Origin of the sequence: Amygdalobacter nucleatus, assembly GCF_029167365.1 — a bacterium.
Taxonomy (GTDB): Bacteria; Bacillota; Clostridia; order Saccharofermentanales; family Fastidiosipilaceae; genus Amygdalobacter; species Amygdalobacter nucleatus.
Map to the genome: position 1 here is coordinate 161045 of NZ_JARFNM010000001.1, position 24182 is coordinate 185226.

18 protein-coding genes are annotated in these 24182 nt (G+C 41.0%); 13 read left to right on the forward strand and 5 right to left on the reverse strand.

Annotated features, from left to right (window positions below; genetic code table 11):
• Window positions 1-50: 50 nt before the first annotated feature.
• Entirely contained in the window at window positions 51-1505 is a 1455-nt protein-coding gene (locus tag PYS62_RS00690; protein WP_066715016.1) for a phosphohexomutase domain-containing protein, read from the forward strand.
• Between the two features lie 409 nt (window positions 1506-1914).
• Here PYS62_RS00690 and PYS62_RS00695 read toward each other — a convergent pair whose 3' ends face one another.
• On the reverse strand, window positions 1915-3372 hold the full coding sequence (locus PYS62_RS00695; protein ID WP_066715017.1) for a M18 family aminopeptidase: 1458 nt from the start codon (window positions 3370-3372) through the stop codon (window positions 1915-1917).
• Window positions 3373-3724: 352 nt separating this feature from the next.
• Here PYS62_RS00695 and pgmB point away from each other — a divergent pair, with 352 nt between their 5' ends.
• Complete coding sequence (pgmB, locus tag PYS62_RS00700) at window positions 3725-4360, forward strand: beta-phosphoglucomutase (protein ID WP_315574111.1); 636 nt, start codon at window positions 3725-3727, stop codon at window positions 4358-4360.
• A gap of 139 nt (window positions 4361-4499) precedes the next feature.
• On the opposite strand, the gene PYS62_RS00705 is transcribed toward pgmB, so the two are convergent.
• Complete coding sequence (locus PYS62_RS00705) at window positions 4500-5006, reverse strand: NUDIX hydrolase (RefSeq protein ID WP_066715021.1); 507 nt, start codon at window positions 5004-5006, stop codon at window positions 4500-4502.
• A gap of 62 nt (window positions 5007-5068) precedes the next feature.
• Here PYS62_RS00705 and PYS62_RS00710 point away from each other — a divergent pair, with 62 nt between their 5' ends.
• From PYS62_RS00710 to PYS62_RS00720, 3 genes are all read left to right on the forward strand, one after another.
• On the forward strand, window positions 5069-5845 hold the full coding sequence (locus tag PYS62_RS00710; RefSeq protein WP_066715022.1) for an exodeoxyribonuclease III: 777 nt from the start codon (window positions 5069-5071) through the stop codon (window positions 5843-5845).
• Between the two features lie 265 nt (window positions 5846-6110).
• On the forward strand, window positions 6111-8528 hold the full coding sequence (gene recG / locus PYS62_RS00715) for an ATP-dependent DNA helicase RecG (RefSeq protein ID WP_066715023.1): 2418 nt from the start codon (window positions 6111-6113) through the stop codon (window positions 8526-8528).
• Between the two features lie 49 nt (window positions 8529-8577).
• Window positions 8578-9291, forward strand: a complete 714-nt coding sequence (locus tag PYS62_RS00720) for an RsmD family RNA methyltransferase (protein WP_066715024.1) — start codon at window positions 8578-8580, stop codon at window positions 9289-9291.
• 2 nt (window positions 9292-9293) lie between these two features.
• On the opposite strand, the gene PYS62_RS00725 is transcribed toward PYS62_RS00720, so the two are convergent.
• Entirely contained in the window at window positions 9294-10055 is a 762-nt protein-coding gene (locus PYS62_RS00725) for a hypothetical protein (RefSeq protein WP_156423009.1), read from the reverse strand.
• 216 nt (window positions 10056-10271) lie between these two features.
• On the opposite strand from PYS62_RS00725, the gene coaD reads away from it, so the two are divergent.
• The 8 genes from coaD (at window position 10272) to PYS62_RS00765 (ending at window position 20588) form a co-directional block, all read left to right on the forward strand.
• A complete protein-coding gene (gene coaD / locus PYS62_RS00730; protein ID WP_066715028.1) occupies window positions 10272-10775 on the forward strand; it encodes a pantetheine-phosphate adenylyltransferase in 504 nt (167 codons plus the stop codon).
• A gap of 159 nt (window positions 10776-10934) precedes the next feature.
• The gene (locus tag PYS62_RS00735) at window positions 10935-12254 is read left to right on the forward strand and encodes a substrate-binding domain-containing protein (RefSeq protein WP_066715029.1); all 1320 of its coding nucleotides are present in this window, start codon (window positions 10935-10937) and stop codon (window positions 12252-12254) included.
• A 127-nt stretch (window positions 12255-12381) separates the two neighbouring features.
• The gene (locus PYS62_RS00740; RefSeq protein ID WP_066715031.1) at window positions 12382-13905 is read left to right on the forward strand and encodes a sugar ABC transporter ATP-binding protein; all 1524 of its coding nucleotides are present in this window, start codon (window positions 12382-12384) and stop codon (window positions 13903-13905) included.
• Between the two features lie 2 nt (window positions 13906-13907).
• Window positions 13908-15560 (forward strand): ABC transporter permease subunit, encoded by a 1653-nt coding sequence (locus PYS62_RS00745; RefSeq protein WP_066715033.1) that lies wholly within the window; start codon window positions 13908-13910, stop codon window positions 15558-15560.
• Between the two features lie 172 nt (window positions 15561-15732).
• A complete protein-coding gene (locus PYS62_RS00750) occupies window positions 15733-16254 on the forward strand; it encodes a hypothetical protein (protein WP_066715035.1) in 522 nt (173 codons plus the stop codon).
• Between the two features lie 91 nt (window positions 16255-16345).
• A complete protein-coding gene (locus tag PYS62_RS00755) occupies window positions 16346-17542 on the forward strand; it encodes a D-alanine--D-alanine ligase family protein (RefSeq protein WP_066715037.1) in 1197 nt (398 codons plus the stop codon).
• Window positions 17539-18600, forward strand: coding sequence for a DUF1934 domain-containing protein (locus PYS62_RS00760; protein ID WP_066715039.1), 1062 nt, complete (start codon window positions 17539-17541; stop codon window positions 18598-18600). The genes PYS62_RS00755 and PYS62_RS00760 overlap by 4 nt, the downstream gene beginning before the upstream one ends.
• Before the next feature lie 17 nt (window positions 18601-18617).
• Window positions 18618-20588 (forward strand): CPBP family intramembrane metalloprotease, encoded by a 1971-nt coding sequence (locus PYS62_RS00765; RefSeq protein ID WP_066715041.1) that lies wholly within the window; start codon window positions 18618-18620, stop codon window positions 20586-20588.
• 63 nt (window positions 20589-20651) lie between these two features.
• On the opposite strand, the gene PYS62_RS00770 is transcribed toward PYS62_RS00765, so the two are convergent.
• On the reverse strand, window positions 20652-22313 hold the full coding sequence (locus PYS62_RS00770; protein ID WP_066715043.1) for an ATP-binding cassette domain-containing protein: 1662 nt from the start codon (window positions 22311-22313) through the stop codon (window positions 20652-20654).
• Window position 22314: 1 nt separating this feature from the next.
• Window positions 22315-24126 carry an ABC transporter permease gene (locus PYS62_RS00775; protein ID WP_066715045.1) on the reverse strand — a complete coding sequence of 604 codons (1812 nt, stop codon included), beginning with the start codon at window positions 24124-24126 and terminating at the stop codon, window positions 22315-22317.
• Window positions 24127-24182: the final 56 nt, after the last annotated feature.

A 24182-nucleotide genomic window follows, 5' to 3' on the forward strand; every position in this document is an offset into this window, starting at 1 on the left:
CGAACTAATATTTAAGCCCTAATTTTTTGGTGGGCAGAAAGAGAGTATATATGTTCAAATTTGGTACAGGTGGTTGGCGCGCTGTTATTGGCGATGGCTTTAACAAACAAAATATTCAACTGTTAGCTTATGCGGTGAAAACAATGTTGGAAAAAGAAAATTGTCAAACACCGCTTGTGATTGGTTATGACCGTCGTTTCTTATCCAAAGAGGCTGTAAAGTGGTTTGCAGAAGTTTTCTTGCATGATAGCAAATTACAGTTGTGGTTTATCAATCATTCAGTGCCGACACCAGTTGTTATGCATTATACGAAACAAGAAAATTTCGATTATGGCATGATGGTCACAGCCAGCCATAATTTGGCGATTTACAATGGCTTCAAATTGTTCACTAAAGGCGGCAAAGATGCTGATTTGGCTGTAACTGAAAGGGTGCAAAAAATTGCCGAGAACTTAGTAGCTAAGTCTGCACCGAATTGGCCTGAAATTGCCTACACACCTTATGAAGATTTGCTTAGAATGCGGCGTGTTAAGGAATTCTATCCAATTAATGATTATCTTGACAGCATTGAACGGCAAATTGATATGGACGCCATTAAGCAAGCGAGCCTCAAGCTGATTTTTGACCCAATGTATGGCGCTAGTGGCGAGGCTTTGAAATCCTTACTATTGTCAGCGCGCTGTCAGCTAGAAGTGATTCACCATGAGCATGATACTTTGTTCGGTGGCCACATGCCTTCTCCGAGTGAAGAGCGTTTGGGTATCATGCGGGCCATTATGCAAGAGCATAGATTCAATGCTGGTATTGCTACAGACGGTGATGGCGATAGATTGGCTATCATTGATGATAAATGTCGTTATCTGAGTGCCAACGAGATTTTATCCTTAGTTTATTACTATTTCTTGGAATACAAGCATCTCCATGGCCCAGTTGTCAGAAACTTAGCAACGACTCACCTCTTGGATAAGATTGCTGAACATTATGGTGAAACAGCCGTTGAAGTTAAAGTTGGCTTCAAGTGGGTTTCAGCTGCTATGAAAGAGTATCACGCAATTTTGGGTGGCGAAAGTTCAGGCGGTTTGGCTTTGCCTAGCCATATTAATGGTAAAGATGGTGTCTTTGCCGCTATGCTAGTGATTGAGATGATGGCTGTATCAGGTAAGCCTATTTCAGTCCTCTTGGATGAAGTGACAGAGAAGTTCGGTAAGTTCCATATGTTGGAGCGTGAGCGCCGCTTCCGTGAAGATCAAGTTGCGACAATTAAAGCTGAACTGGAAAAGTTGGATACAGTTGAAACTTTGCCAAATTATGATGTGCGTGTACGGAAGATTCGTAAAGATGATGGCTTGAAGTTGACTTTTGTCGATGACAGTTTCGTCTTGTTGCGTTTCTCAGGTACAGAGCCAGTTCTGCGTGTCTTTGCTGAGAGTGATAAAAAAGAGAAGACAGAGGAATTAATCGAGCGCTGCTATGATCTGTTAAGATTGAAAGGCATTGAGATTTAGTTTTACGCCTAAATTATTGTTAGGTTAATTTGTTCTTTTAGCTTATTGTGTGATGAGAACGCCCATCTGTATTAGTAGATGGGCGTTTTTGTAATTAGACTAAAAAATTAAGGGCTAATATCAGGCAAACAGGTGCAAAGCCTTATGTGCTTGTTTACAACATAAACTTAGTTGAAGGCAAAGATACAATGCTGCATTTTTATTATTACAATATTAGTGAACAAGAGAAACCTATAGCAGAACGCCATGCGAACTACCACTTGCAGATAGAACTGAAATTTAAGTATACAAAAAACAACTGCTTAAGCACAAATGAGCGGCGAGGATTAGATCACCGCTCATTTATTAGAATTTTCAACTGATCGCACTAACAGTGGGTGCTCTCTTATGCTTAAATTACTTAGGCCTATTAGACAAGTGGTTTTCTATAGAACATCTCACAAGCTAATTTAGCATAGTAAGAGTCTAAGACACCAGCTAACTCACGGGCTGAGTGCATAGCCAAAATTGGGTTACCAATATCAACGTTGCTAATTGGTAAGTAAGCAGTCGTGATAGGTCCAATTGTGGTGCCACCTGGCAAGTCTGTTCTGTTCATGAATGTTTGCATTGGAACACCAGCAGCTTCGCAGACTAAGCGGAAGGAAGCGGCAGAAGCAGCATCGGTTGAATATTTGCCGACATTGATCTTCAAAACTGGGCCCTCGTTCAAACGTGGACGTGTGCTTTGATCTGAATATTCAGCATAGTTTGGATGTACAGCGTGCGCAACGTCAGCGGAGATGATGATTGATTTCTCAAGTACGCCTGGGAAATCAACATCTTTCATACCCAAACCTAAGCAGATAGCTTCCAAGGTCTGGCGCAACCAGATAGTTGCAGCACCTTGTTTAGTGTTAGAACCAATTTCTTCGTTATCAGCGAGATAAAGGATCTTAATACCGTCATACTCTTCGTCACCAAAGGTATTTTCAAATTTGCTTGTCTGACCATGAGCAGCCATGAAACCATAGACACCAGGAATTGACATGCCTAAGTCATCTAAGCGCTGTGTGGACATCAATTCATCATTCAAACCAACGAAGCAAGGTGGCTCGCAGACATATGTTCTCAAGTCGTAATCGATAACATCTTCGATTGGGCAATCTAACTTTTCACTGATGAGTTGCTCAAAGACTTTTAATGTTATACCGCCATTGTCGACAGTGTGGAGATCGTGTTCTTTAATTTCGTTGAAATTCTTAGCATGGCAGGCTGAATAAGCATCAGTTACAACATTCTCGTTACGAACTAAGCCAAGAATTGGCAAGAGAACCTTCTGCTTCTCAATCTTGACGCCATCATTAGCAGCACGGTTGAAGTGAATAGCTAAGTTAGGTAAAACAATCTTCAAAGGAGCCAAATCAACCATGACTTGCTCGAAAGCCTTGTCTTTGCTGTGGCTGCGAATTGTTGCAACACCAGCTAAGCCGAGTGGACGATCGAAGAAAGTGCTCAAGAGAGCGCCACCATAAACTGCGCAATTGACGATGTAGATTCCTTCACGCTCAATCAAACTGTTAGGTTTAATTTGCAGAGCTGGAGAGTCTAAGTGGGAACCCCAAATTCTTGCACCTTTCTTGTAACCTGATTTACCGACTGACCATGCGATTAAAGATGAACCGTTAATTGTGATATAACGTTTGTCACCAGGTTTGCTATTAGCTAGGTCATTGCCTGTAACTTTCTCAAAACCAGCAGATTCTAAGAGCTTAGAAGCTGTGTGACAAGCTTGCCAGCTAGCTGGACTTTGCTTAATGAAGTCCAACATGTTTTGGCCCATTTGGCGAGCTTCTTGACTAAGTGGTTGACGATTTAGCTTGCTCATAAAACGTCTCCTTTTGTGTATAATAATTACCAACTTGTCGCAAATTGCATAACAAGTCAGCTCTAAACTTAAGTATATAGGTTATTGTGCTGAAAAGAAATAGGCCGGCTGCAGCTTGGCTGGTAAATTATGACCAATTAACTATTTCATTGTGTCTGCCTTTATTAAGGCTGCCAAGCGTTAGCCAAATTAGCTATACAAGTACGCATAGCGATTTATTTAGCTATATTTAAGCTTAAATAAGCTAATTTTAGAGCTTAAGCTTACTTGCTTTTAGCAGCATAACGCTATAAAGTGAGTAGACAATTCAGGCAAAAGCCAACTTACATAGCTAGAAAATGAGGCAACAGAAGTGAAAGCCATTATCTTTGATTTAGACGGCGTTTTGTGTCAGACAGATGAATTTCATTATTTAGCTTGGAAAGCTATAGCAGATGAATTGAAAATCCCGTTCGATCGTAAAATCAATGAAAAATTGCGTGGCGTTTCGAGAATGGCTAGCTTAGAGATAATTTTGCAAAAGGCGAACAGAACATTTACTAATTCAGAAAAAGTTGCTTTAGCGGAGCGCAAGAACGCAATATACCGTAAATATTTGGATATGATGACGGAGAAAGATTTAGCAAGCGGCGCTAAAACTGTACTTACTGAATTAAGTGAAAAGGGCTTGCAATTGGCAATTGGTTCATCAAGCAAAAACACGCAGCTCATTGTGGACAAATTGCAGATTGCCGACTTTTTCACAGCCATCATTGATGGCAATCAGATCAAACACTCTAAGCCTGATCCGGAAGTATTTCTGTTGGCAGCGCAAAAATTAGAGATGCAGCCAGCAAATTGCTTAGTGGTAGAAGATGCGGAAGCTGGGGTAGAGGCTGCAATTCGAGGCGGCTTTCAAGTGGCAGGAATTGGCTCAGCTAGAGATGTAGCTAAAGTTAATTTCAAGCTTGCTACTTTAACTGATTTATTGAAGTACATGCACGCTTAATTATTGTATTTTTGTGGCATTTAATTACTCAATACCTTTAGCTAAATCTAAAGCTCAGTTTGCCCTGAAATTTAGGGACATTACTGAGCCTTTAGTTTATTCTAACTGTCAAAGCTTTGCCATTTTTAAGCGAAACAAATTACAATTTGATAGCTTCATCTACGCTTAAATCGACCTTGCCAAAAGGTGCTAAGACAGAGCGGAATGCTTCTGTATCTAGCATGCGCCTAAGAATTGGTAAGAGTGGGAGCTTTAGGGCTGCTTCTGGTTTGACCCAGATTAATTTGGCAGCTTCATTAGCCAGCAAATTTGGTCGTTCAAGCTCCTTACTATTAGCAAGCACAGCTTCACTTAACGCATTTTTAGCAAGCTTAGCGTAGAAAACGTGCAGAGGAATTGTGCCAAAGTGATAGGCAACAGGTGTTTCATAGATTAGCTTCGCGTCAGCTAGTTTATAAGTTGTTTCTTCGTAAATTTCACGCTTGACTGTCTCTAACAAACTTTCATTTGCTTCCTGCTTGCCACCTGGTAATTCGTAATAGCCAGCGGCAAAGCTGTCAGCGTGCCTTTGGCCTAAGAGAAATTCGCCATATTTGTTGACCAATAAAAGCACAGTGACATGCTTGATTGCTTTAACGTCCGTCATTTTTTTTGTGGGCCTACTTTCGCTATAATATGTACATTATAAAGCAAGGACGGATAGGATGAATGTTGAAATTAATCTCGTTTAATGTGAATGGTTTACGGGCAATTTTGAAAAAGGATTTTTTGCGCGATTTTCAAAGCCTCGATGCCGACATTTTTGCCATTCAAGAAACAAAGCTGCAAGCTAATCAGTTGCCAGAAGATTTAATTCCTAATTATCATGCTTATTGGTTCTATTCGACAGTGAAAAAGGGCTATTCTGGTACGGCGGTTTTCAGCAAAACAGAGCCACTTAGCATTAAATATGGCATTGATGATTTGGCTATAGATGGCGAAGGACGTGTGCTGACACTTGAATATCCGACATTTTATTTTGTGACAGCCTACGTGCCGAACGCTCAAGCCGGCTTGAAGCGCATTGATTTTCGCTTGGAGTTTGAGGCCAAATTCAGGCAATATTTGCATACTTTAGATGCAAAGAAACCTGTTTTAGCTTGTGGTGATTTGAATGTGGCACACAATGAGATTGATCTGGCTAATCCTGAGGATAATCACGAAAATCCGGGCTTTTCAGATGCTGAGCGTGGGGCGTTCGATGAGCTTCTACAAAGCGGCTTTATTGATACTTTCCGTTATTTCTATCCGGATTTGCAAGATGCTTATAGTTGGTGGTCGTATCGGACACGCGCTAGAGAAAGAAATGTGGGTTGGCGCATTGATTATTTCTTAGCTTCTAAACGAATTGATACAGCTTTACAGTCTGCCACAATTCACAATGAGATTATGGGGTCTGACCACTGCCCGGTCGAATTAGTTTTGGACGAAATGAAGCTAAGTTAATTACTTAGTGCAAAAGGTGCTTGAAATCCTATTTTAAGTCGGGCATTTAGTGTATGCTCAGAGTAAGAGCTGAAGTTGGACCTCCCTTATAAGTCCTGCATTTAGATAACAGAAGTTAGCTTCAGCTCATTTCCTCCTATTTGCAGCCCCCGATGTTGTTATTTCCATGCATGAAAGCCTAGCCAGGTAGTTTGAAGTTACCGCTTAGTATTAGTTAGCGCTGTATATCGAAACGGCATTTATGAATTTGAGCTAAAATAAACGTATGACTAAGGATGAATATGCAAAAAGAACGGCCTATCTAGAAAAACATGGTCTAGCGCCAGCTTTGGCAGCCAGTGTTACTTCTATTCCAGGGGTTAATCAACGGCGCCGCCAACAACTAGCCAAGTTGGGGGTATACAGTGTGCTTGATTTGTTGCGCTATTTTCCCAAACGTTATGAAGATTGGCAAGCTAGTTCGAAATTATCCGAATCAACAGCTAAGGCGAGTGAGCAGGTGTTGATTGGTCAGTTAGTCAGCCCACTTAGACTGAGTTACAAGGGGCGTTTGAGCTATATAAGAAGTCAGCTTGATGATGGCACGGGCCGCATTGATGTTATTTGGTTCAATCAGCCGTGGCTCGTTAAACAGTTACACCTTAATACTACTTATGTTTTTCGTGGCAAAATCAAGCAGCAGGGTTATAGGGCCAGCTTGCAAAATCCGCGTGTCAAAGCTTATCACGAAAATGCTGTAAGCGAGTCAAAGTTGCCAGTTGAATTGGCAGCCATTAGATCTGAAATAAAGGCTAAGCAAGCGGCAGCCAAAGCAGAATTAGCTAATTTTACAGAGTTAGTTAATGGTGAAAGAACAGCTAGCCAGATTGAATTAGCTACACCTGAGAATATTCCGCTCTATGAGCCAGCTTTTTCAGCTACGGACGAGGCGAACAATGATGTTGAAGCTGAATTAAGAAAAACACATGTGGCAAATCAGCCGGTGTATGGCTTAACGGCTAATTTGAGCAACGTTAATCTGCAGACTTTACAAGCTAAAGCTTTGAAACAGGCAATTGAATATATTCCTGAAATTTTGCCAGCTTGGCTGAAAGAAAAATATAAATTAGCCGACAGCAAATTCACCTATGAGCAGATTCATTTTCCAAAAGATGAGCAGAGCTTGGCCTTAGCTAGACGTCGCTTAGCGTTTGAAGAATTGTTTTTGCTCCAGCTAGCTTTGCAGACCTTGCATCGCCATGATGCAAGCAAACAGGCAGAGCGAGTATTGCTGACAGATGCAGATAAGCAAAAATTAGCTCAATTTGAGCAAGCGTTACCTTTTACTTTAACAAAAGGGCAAAGTGAAGCAAAAGACACCATTCTAGCCGATTTGGCTGCTGAAACAGCTTGTAATCGCTTGCTGCAAGGCGATACTGGTAGTGGTAAAACGGTGGTGGCAGCCTATGCGATGTTAGCTTGTTATCTAGCTGGCAAACAGGCTGTTTTGATGGCGCCAACCCAGATTTTGGCTAAGCAACACTACGATTCTTTACGTAAACTTTGGCAGAATTGCATACCTGAGGCTAAAATTGCTTTGGCGACAGGTAATTTGACGGCCAAAAACAGACGTGAACTAGCGAAAAAAATTGCGCAAGGTGAAGTGAGCCTAGTTATCGGGACGCACGCTGTTTTGAATGAAAAATGGCAATGGCCAGCTTTAGCGTTGGCTGTGACGGATGAACAGCATCGCTTCGGCGTGAATCAGCGCTTAAGCTTTTTGCATGATAAACAGCTTTATCCACATTTGCTTGTCATGTCCGCTACGCCGATTCCACGCTCTTTAGCACTTGTTTTGTATGGTGATTTGAACATTTCCGTCATTGCTGAACGACCAGCTAAACGCAAAAAGATTTTGACATATATGGCTAATAACCAAAAAATGCCCAAAATCTATGAATATTTGCAGATGATGTTAGCACAAGGCAGTCAGGCTTATTGGATCTGCCCGCTTGTTAAAGAAGATAGCTCTGAAGCTTCGGAAGAGACTGAGAATGGCGATACTAGCAAGCAAGCTAGCGATTTGATGGCAGCCAGCACGAGACAAGCTAAATTACAGGCAGATTTCCCTGAACTTAATATCGGCCTAGTACATGGCAAGCTGAAAGATGCGGAGAAAAATCAGATCATGGCTGACTTTTACGCAGGTAAAATCGATGTCTTAGTGGCAACTACGGTGGTGGAAGTGGGTGTGGATAACCCCAATGCCAATTTCATGGTGATTGAAAATGCTGAACGCTTTGGCCTAGCCCAGTTACATCAGCTACGCGGTAGAGTTGGCCGGAGTGATAAGCAAGCTTTGTGTATTTTGTTAAGTGAGCAGGCTTCCTTAAAAGCCAAACAGGCCAACAGTATTGCTTATCAGCGCTTGGTGACCTTGTGCTCCAGTGATGATGGCTTCTATCTGGCAAATCAAGATCTGAAATTGCGCGGACCTGGTGATTTCTTCGGCGTTAGACAGCATGGCTTGCCTGAATTTAAGCTGGCCAATTTGTACGATGATAAAGAGTTGATTGCAGAAACGCAGGCAGCTGTGCAAGAATTATTAAAGCAGGATGCGGATTTGAGTTCAGATGATGCTAAATATTTGCAAGCAGCTATTGCCTGGTATTATCCTGATTTGGAAGATAACGTTGTGCTCTAACGGCGAAAGCCTATAATTGAAACGGCAATTTGTGAAGGAGCAACTAAACATGCGTGTAGTGAGCGGTAAAGCTAAAGGAACAAAATTAGTAGCACCCAAAAGTGACAAAACTAGACCGACATTGGATAAAACGAAAGAAGCTTTGTTTAGCATACTCTTCAATTTGGCACCAGATCTATTTACAGAGCCAGGTTCGGCTAATTGCTTGGATTTGTGCGCTGGAAGTGGGCAAATTGGCATAGAGGCTTTGAGCCGTGGCTTTGCCAAGGCAACTTTTGTTGAATCAGCGCGCCCAGTTAAGGCAATTTTGCAGGCAAATTTAGAAAAAACACATTTAATGGAGCAAAGTTCTATCCGTATTCAGTCAGTGCAGACTTTCTTACAAAACTGGCAGGCTGCTCAGAAAGAAGCTGAGCCAGAAGCTCAGCCGGAAAAGGAGTTAGAAGCTGAGCAAAAAGTTGAGCTAGAAGCCAAGCAGGGAACTAAGTTGAAAACAGAGTTAGAAACTCAACTAGAAGCTAAATTAGACAGAAAAGAATTTGCTTATGAGCTGATTTACTGTGATCCACCCTATCGCTTAGCTGCCAAACTGAATGCTTTGGTGTTGGACTATGCCGCTAAAGGTCTATTAGCTAAGAATGGTATTTTAGTCTTAGAGCAAGCGAGTGAAACACCTCACATTTCAGCCAAAGATGGACTTTCACTTGTTCGAGAACAAGTGTATGGACTTACACGCTTGTGCTTTTATATGTGGGAAGCTTGAACTTAGACATCAATTACGATACGGATGCTAATTGGTGTTAGGGCTTTGAGGTCTTCCGCAATTGCTCCCCAAGAGTTAACAAAATTGGCAAACCAAGAACCAAATTTAGCATTAGGATCAAAATTGAAGGTATCGGTTATGGTTAATACTCTATTTCTACTTGCGTATATATGAAATTCAAAGCGGTGCAAGGAATAGAAGAGATCTTTATCTTCGCTTGCTAAAAAAGCATCTGACCCATGGACTCGGCTGAGCATACTTTTAAACAAACTGTTAGTTTTGATTTTGGCAGCAAAAATTCCGTTATGTTCAAAGTAATTTGTTCCCCAGACTGAGTGTTCAACTAATGTAGCTGATAGAGGATAACCAGCTGCCCTAGCAGCTTGCGCTGCTGCTAACCAGATGCCTTTGAGAATTGGTGATTCGTTAACGTATGTTTTGGCTTTTCTTTGAACGTTAAGTATCGCTATAAGTTCATTCAACTGCCTCGTGTTTAGTGATTTGATCTGATTCTGAAAGGTTCTTAAGTCAGCATCTGACTGCAGGTTGATATTAATTTTACTGATAGCAATCATATCAGAAGTTAGTTCTTTTAGTTGCTTTTGGCTGAGTGATTTAAGGCTTTGTTGAAATTTAGCTAAGTCTTGAACGGCAAGAGCTGGCAATTTTGTATAACCATCATTAGCAGAAATTTCTTGTTTTCTAACAACGAATGAACTTATGAGAATAAAAAATGCGAGTAATACGCTTAAAATTTTGTGCATATTCAGCCCTTTCAACTTTTTGCTTGATTTTAACATGGATTTTGGAATTTGACAGTTGAAAATTAAAGTGCAAATGTAAGCATTCAGGAAATCAGGGCTAAAAGCTCTCTTTATTGTCAAGCTTTCTGCTGGAAATTTGTGGCTAAAAGCGTTGCTAATTATTAACTTAGTTCCTAGAATAGAGATGATTAAATCACCAATTTCGTGAGGTGCAGAATGCAAGAAACAGGCAGAAGAATTTGGCTATATCCAGGCAGCTTTGACCCTTTTACATTGGGCCATTTGAGCATAGTGAAGCAAGCAAGCTTGCATGCGGACAAGTTGATTATTGCTATATTGCAGCATCCCCTCAAGAAGAGTGTTTTCACAGTCGAAGAGCGGAAAGCTATTATTGAAAAAAGCGTCGCTGATTTACCAAATGTTGAGGTAGTAGCCGATAATTGCTTACTGGTTGATTTGTACCGCCGTTTCGCTGCATCTGCTATTGTGCGTGGTGTTAGAAATTTCCGAGATTGGGAGTATGAACGTGATTATGCTTTAGCTAATCAAAATTTCATTTCAGATTGTCAGTTCGTTTATCTAGCAGCCCCAGCTAATTTGACTTATGTTAGCTCGTCTTTGGTACGTGAATTGTTACTTTATAACAAAGACATAAGTAACCTTTTAGCACCTAATGTCGCGCCAATCGTAACTTTTATGTGGAATGAAAAAGTTAAGTAAAAGATACGCCCATTAATGTTTTTTTGCAAAAACACAATAAATGCCAGCATAAATTTTTGCTTATTGTGCAAGGTGTTGAAAGAGGCTCATAAATAAGTTAAAATGCATAAGTGATGAACAAATGTTCACCACGAAAGCTTTATTTTAAAGGAGAACCTTATGAAAAAGTTAATGGCGTTAGCCTTAAGCTCCGTAATGGTATTAGGTTTGGCAGCATGTGGCCAACAGAAAGACACAAAGGCAACTAAGCCTGCTGAAACAAAACAAGCTGAGAAAAAACAAGAAGAGACTAAGGTTGCTGAGAGCAAAGCTGATACAAAGACTGCTGCAACAGAGAAACCAGTCGTATGGTGGAACCGCCAACCATCCAACAGCACAACAGGCGAATTAGATATGGAAGCTTTGAACTTCAATAAGAACACTTATTATGTCGGCTTCGATGCTAACCAAGGTGCTGAGCTACAAGGAGAAATGATTAAGAAATATATTGAGAAGAATGGCGAGAAGTTGGACCGTAACAAAGATGGTATCATCGGTTACGTTTTGGCTATCGGCGACATCGGTCATAACGATTCAGTTGCTCGTACACGTGGCGTACGTAAAGCTTTAGGTACAGCTGTTGAGAAAGACGGCGTTATCTTACATGATGCTGTTGGTACAAACGTTGATGGTAAAGCAACGGTTGTTAAAGATGGCGAGATGGAAATTGGTGGTAAGAAGTACATCATCCGTGAATTAGCTTCTCAAGAAATGAAGAACTCTGCTGGTGCTACATGGGATGCTGGTACAGCTGGTAACGCTATCAGCACATGGTCATCTTCTTTCGGCGATCAAATTGATATCGTCGCTTCCAACAATGATGGTATGGGTATGGCTATGTTCAATGGCTGGTCCAATGCTAACAAAGTTCCAACATTCGGTTACGATGCTAACACAGACGCTGTCGCAGCTATCAAAGATGGTTACGGCGGAACAATCAGCCAGCACGCTGACGTACAAGCTTACTTGACATTGCGTGTTTTGCGTAACGTTTTGGACGGCGGAAATATGAAGGCCGGTATCGACGAGGCTGATGATGCTGGCAACGTTTTGACAAAAGATGTTTTCAAATATGTTGAAAAAGAGAGATCATTCTACGCTTTGAACGTTGCTGTTACAGCTGATAACTATCAAGAGTTCTTGGATGCTACTAAGCCATATGAGCCAGCTTCTAAGCAATTAGACGAAGCTAAACATCCAAAGAAGAAGATTTGGTTGAACACATACAACTCCGCTGATAACTTCTTAGGTTCTACATACAAGCCATTGTTGCAAAAATACGACAAGCTCTTGAACTTAGAAGTTGAATATGTTGATGGCGATGGTCAAAACGAGTCCAACATTACAAACAGATTGGGTGATCCAGCTGCTTATGATGGTTTCGGCATTAACATGATTAAGACTGATAACGCAGCTTCTTATACACAATTACTCAAGTAATTTAAGTGATATGTTAACTTAAATCAGATCAATTTTAGGGATTAGGGGGGATTCCTCTAATCCCTATCTTTTATAGACTTAGCTGTTAAATTTGTGTAACAGTTAAACGGGGACCAAGAGGTAAAAAATGTCGGATGTAGAAGCGAAAGTCATTTTGTCGATTCGGGGTATGAGCAAGACATTCGGACGTAACAGAGTTCTGGATCATATCAATCTTGATGTAAAGCAAGGCACAGTCATGGGCTTGATGGGTGAGAATGGTGCAGGCAAGTCAACAATGATGAAATGTCTGTTCGGTACTTACCAAAAAGATGAGGGCGAAATTCAACTTGACGGTGAGCCGGTTAATTTCTCTAATCCTAAGGCGGCTTTGGAAAATGGTATTGCAATGGTCCATCAGGAGCTTAACCAGTGCTTGGATCGCAACGTCATGGATAATCTGTTTTTGGGACGCTATCCTACGAACAAACTGGGAGTTGTTGACCAAGGACGTATGAAACGGCAGGCATTGGAGCTATTCCGTAGCTTAGATATGACGGTGGATGTCACGCAACCGATGCGCAAGATGTCTGTTTCGCAGCGCCAGATGTGCGAAATTGTTAAAGCAATCTCCTACAAAGCAAAAGTAATTGTTTTGGATGAACCAACGTCATCCTTGACAGTGCAGGAAGTAGCTAAGTTGTTCAGCATGATGCGCAAATTGCGTAAGCAAGGTATTGCATTTGTTTATATCTCCCACAAGATGGATGAGATATTTGAAATTTGCGATGAAGTATCAGTGCTTAGAGATGGCCATCTAGTTATGACGAAGAAGATGGCTGAAACGAATATGAACGAGCTCATTTCGGCGATGGTTGGACGCTCACTCGAAAAGCGTTTCCCAGTCGTTGACAATGAACCGAAGGATTATATTTTTAGCGTGCAGCATCTTTCAACTAAGTATGAACCGCGCCTACAGGATATTAGTTTTGATGTGCGTGAGGGCGAAATCTTTGGCCTATATGGCTTGGTTGGTGCTGGTAGAACAGAGTTACTTGAAACTATTTTCGGAATTCGTACGCGTGCCGCTGGCCGTGTCTATTACAAAGACAAATTGCTCAACTTTAATACGTCTAAGGAAGCTATGTCGAATGGCTTTGCCTTGATTACAGAAGAGCGTAAGGCGAATGGCTTGTTCCTGAAAGGCGATTTAACTTTCAATACGACAATTGCTAATTTACCACAATATAGGTCAGGTCCTATTTTGTCGGATAGCAAGATGGTGAAGGCAACGAACAATGAAATCAAAGTCATGCGCACTAAATGTATGGGTAGCAGCGACTTAATTTCAAGCTTGTCAGGTGGCAATCAGCAGAAAGTTATTTTCGGCAAATGGCTAGAAAGACGGCCTAAAGTCTTTATGATGGACGAGCCGACACGTGGTATTGATGTCGGTGCCAAATACGAAATTTATGAATTGATTATCAAAATGGCAAAAGCAGGTACAACCGTTATCGTTGTTTCATCTGAAATGCCTGAGATTTTGGGTATTACCAATCGCATAGCTGTCATGTCAAATGGCCGTTTAGCAGGCATTGTTAATACCAAAGAAACTAATCAAGAAGAGCTTTTGCGCTTGAGTGCAAAATATTTATACAATGAGGGAGTTTAAGTATGGCTGAAAAAGAGCAAATTCTCACGTTGGAAGCTGAAGAAAAGCTGCGTCAACCAATTAGTGAGTATCTAGGAAAGATCCAAACTAGAGTCGACGCTTTGCGCAAAAATGGTACAGACAAAGTGCTGTTTTACCAGACACAGGTTGATGCGCTTAAGCGTGATAAGAGCTTGAGTAATGAAAAGCGAACAGCTGAAATTGCTGAAAATCAGGCTGAGCTGACTAAGGCTTTGCAAGTTGAACAAGCAAATAAGGCTGAGGTTGATAAGCTGATTTCAGAGGGTGAAGCTTATCTTGATGAGCATTATCGCAAAGATTACTATCAGCATGTACTCATCAGCACAAAGGCTGAGAAAGAACAAGAAAATGCTGAGTATGTCCAGGTAAAAGCGGATTTAGCTAAGCAACATCAGCAAAATTTGAAAAGCCTAAAAGATAATCAAGAGATTAAGGACGAAAATTACGTCTACAAGAACCGTTTGTTTGATGCGAAGTTGCAGCATGAGAAGAATTTGCAGAATATCAAAGATCGTCGCCATGATGCTTATACTTATAAGTATCATTTGATCGACCTCTTACGTATGTCCAAGTTCACCTTAAAGCAAACATATGAACAGCGCTTTGAGAATTATTGGTACAACTTTAATATTCGTTCGTTCTTGTTGAAGAACGGTTTGTATATCGCAATTTTGCTCGTCTTCATTGCCTTGAGCAGCATTACACCAATTGTTAAAAATACACAACTTTTGACTTACAACAATATTTTGAATATTTTACAGCAAGCATCTCCGCGTATGTTCTTAGCTCTCGGTGTTGCTGGCTTAATTCTGTTGACAGGTACGGATTTGTCAATTGGCCGTATGGTTGGTATGTGTATGACAGTTGCGACTATCATCATGCATAAGGGCGTTAATACTGGTAGAGTATTTGGTATTGCCTTTGACTTTACTAATTTGCCAATTGGTGTGCGCATGATTCTAGCCTTGTTTATGTGCGTGATCTTGTGCTCGCTCTTCACAGTAATCGCTGGTTTCTTCACCGCTAGATTCAAGATGCATCCATTTATTTCTACAATGGCTAATATGTTGGTCATCTTTGGTGTCGTTACTTACGCAACGAAAGGTGTTTCGTTCGGTGCTATTGAGCCAGCAATTCCGAAGCTTATTATTCCGACTATTGGCGGCTTCCCAACGATTATTCTGTGGGCTGTAGCAGCAATCATTGTGGTATGGTTCATTTGGAACAAGACTGTGTTTGGCAAAAACTTGTTTGCTGTCGGCGGCAACCCTGAAGCTGCGGCTGTTTCTGGTATTTCAGTTTTTTGGGTCACGATGGGTGCGTTCGTACTCGCTGGCGTTCTTTACGGCTTTGGTTCTTGGTTAGAATGTGCGCGTATGGTTGGTTCAGGTTCTGCTGCTTATGGTCAAGGCTGGGAGATGGATGCAATTGCTGCTTGCGTTGTCGGTGGCGTTTCATTCACAGGTGGTGTCGGTAAGATCTCCGGCGTGGTTGTCGGTGTGGTCATTTTCACGGCATTGACTTATGCTTTGACAATTTTAGGTATTGATACCAACTTACAGTTCGTCTTCTCAGGTATAATTATCTTGACAGCTGTAACGCTCGATTGCTTGAAGTATGTTCGTAAAAAATAAGCATTCATTTGCTTATCTATTAGCACTGCCTTTTTAGGCAGTGCATTTTTTACTTTGTGGCTATTTTGCGAAAAATTCGGCTTTTAATCTTCACAAATGGGCAGAAATGCTCTAAAATAAAAGAACTATTTTATATCAGTGGGCTAATTGTGCCCAATTATTGGTGGGTAAGATGACTGAACAATATTACAACAATGATTTAGCTTATGATGACGCATCAGCGCAACCTGTCAGGGACGAGAATTCAATTTACAATCTGTTAAGTCGCATTGAGCTGATGGTGCAGAGTGCTAAGACTTTGCCATTATCGACAAATATTGTTTTGAATCGTGAGAATTTATTGACTTTGATTGCCGCCTTGCAGGAGCAATTGCCTGAGGCGATTAAGCAAGCACATTATATTGTGCAAGAGCAAGATGCTTTGATGAAAGAAGCGAAGCAAGAGGCTGCTGATTACATGCGGAGAGCTGAGATTAAGGCTGCAACCATGATCGATGAGAACAAGATTACGCAAGAAGCTGAGCTTAAGGCGAATGAGATTGTTACAGCTGCTCAGAATGAAGCCAACAGTCTACATGATTATGCCGTAGATTATGTGAGCAAGTTGCTGACAGCAACCGAAACTAATTTGCATGATATGATTGAAGTTGTCCGACAGAACAAACAGGAGTTATCTGAATGGTCGCGCAATTAGACATAGCATAGAATTATGCTTATTAAGGCGGTCGCTAAGGCCGCTTTTTTTAAATAGTTAGAACTTTTAAGGGATGCAAAAGAGGTTTTATATGGATAAACAACGACAGGAATTTGATTTTAAGGGTGAGTGTTTGGCCTATGGCTATAATTCAGCTTTTTCTTTGGATATGATCAAAGGCAAACATATTTTGCTTTTATTTGGTGGTCGTTCCACCGAGCATATGGTTGCTTGTCGTTCGGCTCAGTTCATAGCCCAAGCACTGGCCAAATTGCCTATCAAATTGTCACTGGTTGGCATCACTGAAACTGGCGAGTTTTTACCCTATCCTTTTAATGGTGAATTAGACAGTGCAAGCTGGGAGAAAATAGCTAGAAATGAGCTAGCTAAACGCAAAATAGAACCTAGCCTTGTGACGAGCCCACGTGCCTTTTTGACAGCTTTAAGCCAAGATGCGAGCCCGATTGATCTTGTTTTCCCTGTTTTGCATGGCGTTAATTGCGAAGATGGCGCAATCCAAGGTTTATTGCGCTTAGCCAATGTACCATTCGTTGGCTCTGATATATTGGCTTCTGCCTGTGGCATGGATAAAGTGACGTGCAAGGAACTTTTGGAGGTTAAAGGGCTTCCAGTTGTGCCATGGCTTGCCTATGAAAGGCAAAGATTGAAATATGATATGGAAGAAGTTGTGAAAGAGCTTGAACAAGCTATCAAATATCCAGTCTTTGTGAAGCCATCTAATGCCGGATCATCAGTTGGGGCAAGCCGAGTTAATAATCGCGAGGAATTACTTTTGGCCTTAGCTGAGGCAAGCCGCTTTGACCGCTTGGTACTTGTGGAAAAGTGCAAGCGGGTGAGAGAACTTGAATGTGCAGTTTTAGGCAATAGCCCTTATTACCTGACAGGACCAGTTGGCGAAATTATCGTCAAAACCGACAATGCTGTTTATGATTATCAGACGAAGTATTTTAGCAATCAGGCATCGGAAGCTTGCATACCTTCACCATTAGCCCCAGAATTGGCTCGCCAAATTCAAGATTATGCAATTGATATTTGTAAGTATTTGCAAGTGAGTGGCTTATCGAGAGTCGATTTCTTCTTAGATAAAGATGATAACAAGTTGTATGTGAATGAAATAAATACTTTCCCTGGCTTTACATCAATTAGCCTTTTCCCGAAAGTTTTTGCCAAAGCTGGTATTAAAGCAGAGGAGCTTTGTGTACGCTTGCTTTGTCTAGCTTTGGAGGATTATGCTAATAAGCAACGAGAGGAGCAAATTAAGGCATGACAGACAAAAGACGCAAAGCTAATAGCGACAACGAACAGGCTTTAACTGAGCGTAAGAATAGGCAATTACAAGCTGCATTGGCCAAAGCGAAGCTTGATATAGAGGAACATATTGCAGCTAAGCAACAGGCAGCTTATCTTTTGCATGTTTTGCGTAAGGATGATTTGGCTGGCGAAGTTCCAACTAAAACCCTGAAAGCAGGCAAAGAGCAGCAAGAAGTAGCCCTGGCTAAGCAGGTTAAGTCTTTGGCTGAGCAATATCAGCAGTTTGTTAAGCAAACAGGTGCTAAGAAGCAGAGCCACGGCCGCTTGAAGCAGCTTGATATGCATCCAGTTTTAAGCAATGAATATTTGCATAAGCGGCAGCATGCTAATCACAGCTTGGGAAGTGAGGGCTTATACCATGCTTTTATGCAGGATAAGCAGGCTATTAATAGTAGCTTGAACCAAGCTTTAGCTAGTTATATGTTTGCTTCATCGTTAGACGAGCCAGCTACAATTAAGCCTGAGTCAGGCAATGAAAGCAGCAACAGTAAAGCTAGCCAAGCAAGTAAAATTGAAGAAGGCAAAAGATACACCGTTCGTTTGTATATGCTATCCAAGCATAGCGAAGAGTTAGCTAGCTTATTAAGTTTAGATAAGCAGAGTGGAGATAGAGTTTGCAGCCAAGCAACCTGGACTAAACTCAGTGCTAAGAAATACAGGTTGCAGTGGAAAGAATTGAGCGATCCTAGTCTGTACAGCCAATATACAGAGCTAACTTGCGATACTGAGACAGATAGCTTAGCAATCATTAGGGCAGGCGAGTTTTCCTTGAAGTTAGACTTTAAGTTGGGCACTATTTTGCAGAGCAATTATCATACGCCATATGGTGATATTCCCATGATTACGCAGACAGAACAACTTGATTGCGATTTGAGTCGGCCAGAAGCAGGCTATGTGCATTTGGTTTATTTCTTGAGCAATGACAATCAAAATGGTCATTATGTGTCAATCGATCTTAAATACACAATGACGCTGTCACCTTTGACAAAGGAAGATCTCAAACGCTTACATTGAGTAGGTTATATTAGAGCATGAAAAAAAAGCAACATTTGCCAACTAATTCAGTTAAAGATTCAGACAAGGTGCTAACTTTGCCTTTGCCGTCGTATAAGAACTTGCCCAAATTAAAACATGCAAGTATTAACACGCTAATTGATGCAAGCGAAGAAGGTCAGGTACGTGACTTGACTGATAAAGTAATGGCGGATTTGAAGCAAATTAAGTCTGAGCATGGTGAAAAGGCGGAATTAAATCGCTTAGAGTCTCTCGCTTTGAGCGAGGTGCTTAATTATCGTAAAGGTCCAAGTACTTATTCCCCTGCCGTTAAAATTTACGAACTAGACAGGGTGGACAATTCTGCTTTGCCAGAACTTCTTAAAGACGCTTGTGAATTAGAGACTGTTAAGAATGAGGAAGCTATTTTTCAGCCAGAAACTATTGAGAATGCATTAGAAACAGCTAATTCTCGGGCAGACAGAGAGGTATTTACTGACGTAAATGGCGAAAAAAAGATAGAGGCAAATGTTTCATCTGAGTTAAAAGCAAAAGAAGCAAAGATAGATGTAAATTCAGAAGCTAAGATAGAAGAGCATAATGAAAATAAGTCGTTAGAAACAGCTACAAATGCTTCCAAATTAAAAGCAGAGCCTAGTTTGCCAAAGGTGAAGCCGCTTATTCAACTAGCTTTTGATACGTCGCTTGCAACTAAGTTAAAACCAGGTGTAAAGCCGACAGTAGTGAAGACGTTGGATGAAAATGAGCTTGCTGCTTATATTGACGATAAAGCACAAGTTGAGGATCGCCATATTTTTAAGAAGCCAGAAGCAAAGGATCTGTTATTTAGTTATAACAAACAGCCGAATAGACGCCCTAAACAGCACCGTAAACTTTGGCAAAGAGCGATTATGAATTTGTTTCAGGAGTGGCGCAAACTGCTGCTACCTAGGGTGCAAGCTGGCGATTGGCAAGAGAAAGCCTTGCCGTCCAAAGCCAAACAATTTCGCACGAGTGCTAATTTAGCATCGACTTACCTCTTTGTAACTACAATTTGTATGCTATTATCCCATTTCTTATGGGCACTTTTACCAGGTTCGTTTTTGACAGTTTACAAAACACAAGTTTCAGGTTATGTGCTTAGAACGCTATATCGTGATTTGACCTGTTTCGTTTTGCCAGCCTACTGGGTATATCGTCGCTACAAATTGCACAAGCCTTTTGTGGAACGTTTAGTGGGCCAGAGTGTAAAGATACGGACAGTATATGTTATTTTGCCGTTAATTGCTATTTCTTTAGCTTGTTTGCTAACAGCTACGAACCGCTTACTTGTGATGCATATTTTTGCACCGTGGCATCAGGAGATTCTGGAAGCGCCATTTTTGTTGCTCAATGCTAGCAATCCCCAAGCATCTATATTGTTGTTCGTTTGTTCGGTGTTAGTTGCGAGTGTGCTTGAAACTGTTTGTATTTGCGGACTTTATCTGACAGCGCTAAAAGTTCATTTCCAGGCTAAGTCGGCTTCTATACTATGTGCTATGGCGTGGATGCTTTTATATGTGAGTGAGGTTGACTTTGTTTCCTTATTTATTTTAGCCTTTGTTTTAGCTTCTTTTAAGCAGATTTGTGACAATATTTATGTGGTAATTAGTTTGAATATTATGGTGAAAATTGGCCTATTAGTTGAGCGTGCCATTTTGCCGTCTATGGTCAGCCGAAATAGTAATAGCTTCTCGTCAGGTCAAGCAATGGCCGTAGTAGATATATTGTTAATAGTTGTGAGTGCTGGTTTGATTTATTACCTCTGTCAACTTTGTAAGAAGGTAAATTCAACTGAGAATGAGCCAAATAAGAAAGCTAATATCTATAAGCAGGCGGCTAAATTGATTGTGCGTTGGCGCCATGAAAATTGGCCTAAGCAGCTAGACGAAGCTGTCAGGATCTGGCCATTAGTGTTAGGCTATTTTCTTTTAATTGTAAATTACGCTATTTATTGGTATTTGTATTGAAATTATTTGCTTGCAATAAAAAAGCCGTGACTATGTCACGGCTTAGCTTTGCGCATAAATAGCTTATTTGTGGAGCTCAAGTGAACCACTTGTGATCAAATTGCCATCTAAGCGACTGAAGATACGGACTTCTTCTGGCTTGAACTTAATCTTAAGCTCAGTACCGATTGGGTATACAACACCACCGAAGAAGACGGCTGTCAGGAGGAATTCACCCACTTTTAATTTCATGGTTGTTTCCATACCAGTTGGCATCACAGAGTAAACTTCAGCTGTCAAACAGTCATCTAATTTCTCTTGCGTAGCTTGAATGATGATTGATTCTGGTCTAACACCAAGGACGTAATCAGAAGATTTAATTGTATGATGAGCTTCAATCTCAGGACCGTTACTGATCTTAGCAATTGGATAGCGGAAGAGCTTATCACGGTTGCTCTTTTCAACATAGCCTTTTTGTTGCTGTCTTTCGAGAAGCATGTTGAGTTTAGCTTCAGTTTGCTTCCTTTGCACTTCGTGATAGTCCATGAAGTTGATAGGCTTGCTTGGTATGAAGGTAGCCTTAACATCATCAAACAAATTAAGCTTTAATTTATCTGTTTCAGAAGAAGCGCTAGCTTCAATTAAGTTGATGGAAGGATTACCAACGAAGTCAGCTACGAAAATATTAGCTGGCTGATTGTAAACTGTAAGTGGCTCAGCATACTGTTGAAGAACACCGTTTTCCATCAAGCAGATTTTGTTAGCCAAAGTCATAGCTTCCATCTGGTCGTGTGTAACGTAGATGATGGTTGACTCAGTTTCAAAGTGCAAACGTTGCAATTCTGAACGCATCTCCAAACGCAATTTAGCATCGAGGTTGGATAATGGCTCATCCATGAATAGAACAGATGGAGCTGGAGCTAAAGTTCTAGCAATAGCGACACGTTGTTGCTGACCACCAGACAATTCATTTGGATAACGATCCATGAACATACCGATTTTAACAATACGCGAAACGGCTCGGACACGTAAATCAATTTCTTCTTTGGTCAATTTACGAGTTGTCTTTTTAACTTCACCATTTTCAATGATTTCATAATTCTCATTGATCTCACGCCCACTTGCCTTGAGTTGCTCTTTTAATGTAGCTAAGGTCTTCTCATATTCTTTAGCTAAGCTGTTAGCTTTAGCAGTTAAGTCTTCCTCAGCCTGTAAGCTCCAACTCAAAATCTTCTTAGCATCATTCAGGCTGATTTCGTAGAAATCGATTAGGAGAATTTGCGCTTTTTTCACGTCCAATTTGCCGTCTTTATCGCGGCTCTCTTGGAAGATGAGCTTGAGATTTTCTGGCTTAGATAAAGCTTTGTAAAGCTTGTCAGCCTGACGATACTCATGACATACTTCCTTGAGTGGTTTCTTAATATTGCTTAGACCAAAGGCGATGTTTTCATACACAGTCATATTTGGCCAGAGAGCATAGTTTTGGAACAAGAAACCGACGTTACGCTTGTTAGCTGGCACGTTGATGCCTTTTTCACTATCAAATACAGGCACGCCATCGATGATGATACGACCAGAAGTTGGTGTTTCCAAACCAGCAATCATACGCAAGGTTGTTGTTTTACCGCAGCCAGAAGGGCCGAGCAAGGTTACGAATGAAGCATCAGCAATTTTTAAGTTCAAATGGTCAACAGCATAGAATTTATCAAAGCGTTTGACAATATTTTCAAGAATGATTTCTGCCATATTAGTTTCCTCCAATACCTTTATCGAGGCTAGCGCCTGTGAGCTTATTCACAGCAAAGTTACATGCAATAACGAAGATGATCAACATCAAATTGATACCAGATGAGAAAGCATACAAGCCCATTTCATCGAAGTAATCTAAGAGTAAGGTTAAGAGCTTAGTCTGAGCACAAAGCATCATGAAAAGTGTTAATTCACGAATGCAAGTCATCAAAGGTAAGAGGTAACCACTCAAGATAGCTGATTTTTGAATTGGGATGATAATGCGCCACATTCTCTGCGTCCAAGGGATGTTATGAATGATGGCTGATTCTTCAATTTCACCACTGATCTGTAACATTGAGTTCAAGGAAGCTCTGGATGCAAATGGGATGTATTTAATTGTACCAGCCAAAATCAACAGGATGTAAGTGTTGTACAAACCAACTCTTGAACCGAAGATGAAGAAAGCAACACCAACAGCCAAAGAAGGTAAGAGGTAAGGCAAGAAAGCCACGCTGTTTACATAAGCGGCGAACTTGCTCTTACGATTCTTGCTGACGCAATAACCAACTAATAGACCAATTGTACCAGCTAAGAAAGCACAGCTGATGGCAACTAAGATAGTGCCGAAGAAAGCGTGCCAGATAGTGGTGTTGTAGAGAATACCTTTTTGGCCGAACATACTACCAGCTGAACCTGAACTGCTTAACCACCACTTAGTTGTTAAGTTAGCAGGATTCCAAGTCTTAAAGAAGCTGTAATCACCAGGGTTAGGCAAGAATGTTTCTAATGCGAAAGAGATAACAGGGAAGATACTTGTAAAGAAAGTCAAAATAACTAAGAAGACAGGGATGATATATTTACCAATACCCAAATTAAACTTAGAAGCTTGACCAGATTTACCAGTAACTGTTGTAAAGCTCTTTCTGCCACCAGTAGCACATTGGTTGACGATCAAAATAGCGATACCGAACAACATCATAATGACAGCCAAAGCACTAGCTTGGCCGGCTCTATTAACGTTCAAATCAACATATTTTGTAGCCAAAGTTGTGAAGTTCAAATAGTGAGGAACTGGGTAACTGCCCATGGCGCTGCTGAAAACTAGAAGGATAGTTGAAAGAATAGCAGGTTGCACCATTGGCAATGTGATGCGCATGAAAATGCGATGCTTAGGCGTATTAAGAATTGTAGCTGCTTCTTCCAAGTTAGCGTCCATATTTTGGAAAATACCGCCGATGAGAATATAAGCAAAAGCAGCATAGTGAGTACCCAAAACAAGTGCGGTTGGGAACAAGCCCTGGCACCACCAAAGTGGCATTTGGATACCTGTCAAAGCTGTCAATAAGCCGTCAGAACCGCCTGTAACAGCTTTACTGTAAAACATGTTTTGCCAAACAACAGCCAAAGTCCATTGTGGCATGACATATGGGAAGATAAAAATATTGCTCAAATATTTTTTTGCCTTCATGTTTGTACGCGTGATTAAATAGGCAAAAATACCACCAAAACAAATGGCGATGAAGCAAGATAAAGCAGATAAGAGGATTGTATTTTGGAGCGGAATCCAGAAATTGCGTTTGGCTAAACGTCCGCAAAGAATATCGATCCAGTTATAGAGCGTATAGCCGCTTTGACGGCCAGAAAATTGAGCATCCACAGAGCCAGCATGGATAGAAATAGTATCCAGCCAAATTGTTACCATTGGGAAAATAGTAGCAATACTCAAAAAAATGCCAAGTACAACAAGAATAGCGTTTTGCGGCTTCTTCAAGTAGTTTTTACACCGATTGAGGTAGGGATGACTACCCAATGAATTAGTGTCAAGCATGGGTTTATTGCTCCTTACTTAAACACTATGAACCGAGTTTTGCCCCGGTTCATAGT

Bases quoted from the DNA above. Each gene is read 5' to 3' on its own strand.
- PYS62_RS00760 (WP_066715039.1), top strand. From the start codon at position 17,539: ATGACAGACAAAAGACGCAAAGCTAATAGCGACAACGAACAGGCTTTA.
- PYS62_RS00745 (WP_066715033.1), top strand. From the start codon at position 13,908: ATGGCTGAAAAAGAGCAAATTCTCACGTTGGAAGCTGAAGAAAAGCTG.
- PYS62_RS00735 (WP_066715029.1), top strand. From the start codon at position 10,935: ATGAAAAAGTTAATGGCGTTAGCCTTAAGCTCCGTAATGGTATTAGGT.
- PYS62_RS00740 (WP_066715031.1), top strand. From the start codon at position 12,382: ATGTCGGATGTAGAAGCGAAAGTCATTTTGTCGATTCGGGGTATGAGC.
- PYS62_RS00710 (WP_066715022.1), top strand. From the start codon at position 5,069: ATGTTGAAATTAATCTCGTTTAATGTGAATGGTTTACGGGCAATTTTG.
- PYS62_RS00755 (WP_066715037.1), top strand. From the start codon at position 16,346: ATGGATAAACAACGACAGGAATTTGATTTTAAGGGTGAGTGTTTGGCC.
- PYS62_RS00750 (WP_066715035.1), top strand. From the start codon at position 15,733: ATGACTGAACAATATTACAACAATGATTTAGCTTATGATGACGCATCA.
- PYS62_RS00720 (WP_066715024.1), top strand. From the start codon at position 8,578: ATGCGTGTAGTGAGCGGTAAAGCTAAAGGAACAAAATTAGTAGCACCC.
- PYS62_RS00775 (WP_066715045.1), bottom strand. From the start codon at position 24,126: ATGCTTGACACTAATTCATTGGGTAGTCATCCCTACCTCAATCGGTGT.
- PYS62_RS00695 (WP_066715017.1), bottom strand. From the start codon at position 3,372: ATGAGCAAGCTAAATCGTCAACCACTTAGTCAAGAAGCTCGCCAAATG.
- PYS62_RS00770 (WP_066715043.1), bottom strand. From the start codon at position 22,313: ATGGCAGAAATCATTCTTGAAAATATTGTCAAACGCTTTGATAAATTC.
- PYS62_RS00705 (WP_066715021.1), bottom strand. From the start codon at position 5,006: ATGACGGACGTTAAAGCAATCAAGCATGTCACTGTGCTTTTATTGGTC.
- recG (WP_066715023.1), top strand. From the start codon at position 6,111: ATGACTAAGGATGAATATGCAAAAAGAACGGCCTATCTAGAAAAACAT.
- PYS62_RS00765 (WP_066715041.1), top strand. From the start codon at position 18,618: ATGAAAAAAAAGCAACATTTGCCAACTAATTCAGTTAAAGATTCAGAC.
- PYS62_RS00725 (WP_156423009.1), bottom strand. From the start codon at position 10,055: ATGCACAAAATTTTAAGCGTATTACTCGCATTTTTTATTCTCATAAGT.
- PYS62_RS00690 (WP_066715016.1), top strand. From the start codon at position 51: ATGTTCAAATTTGGTACAGGTGGTTGGCGCGCTGTTATTGGCGATGGC.
- coaD (WP_066715028.1), top strand. From the start codon at position 10,272: ATGCAAGAAACAGGCAGAAGAATTTGGCTATATCCAGGCAGCTTTGAC.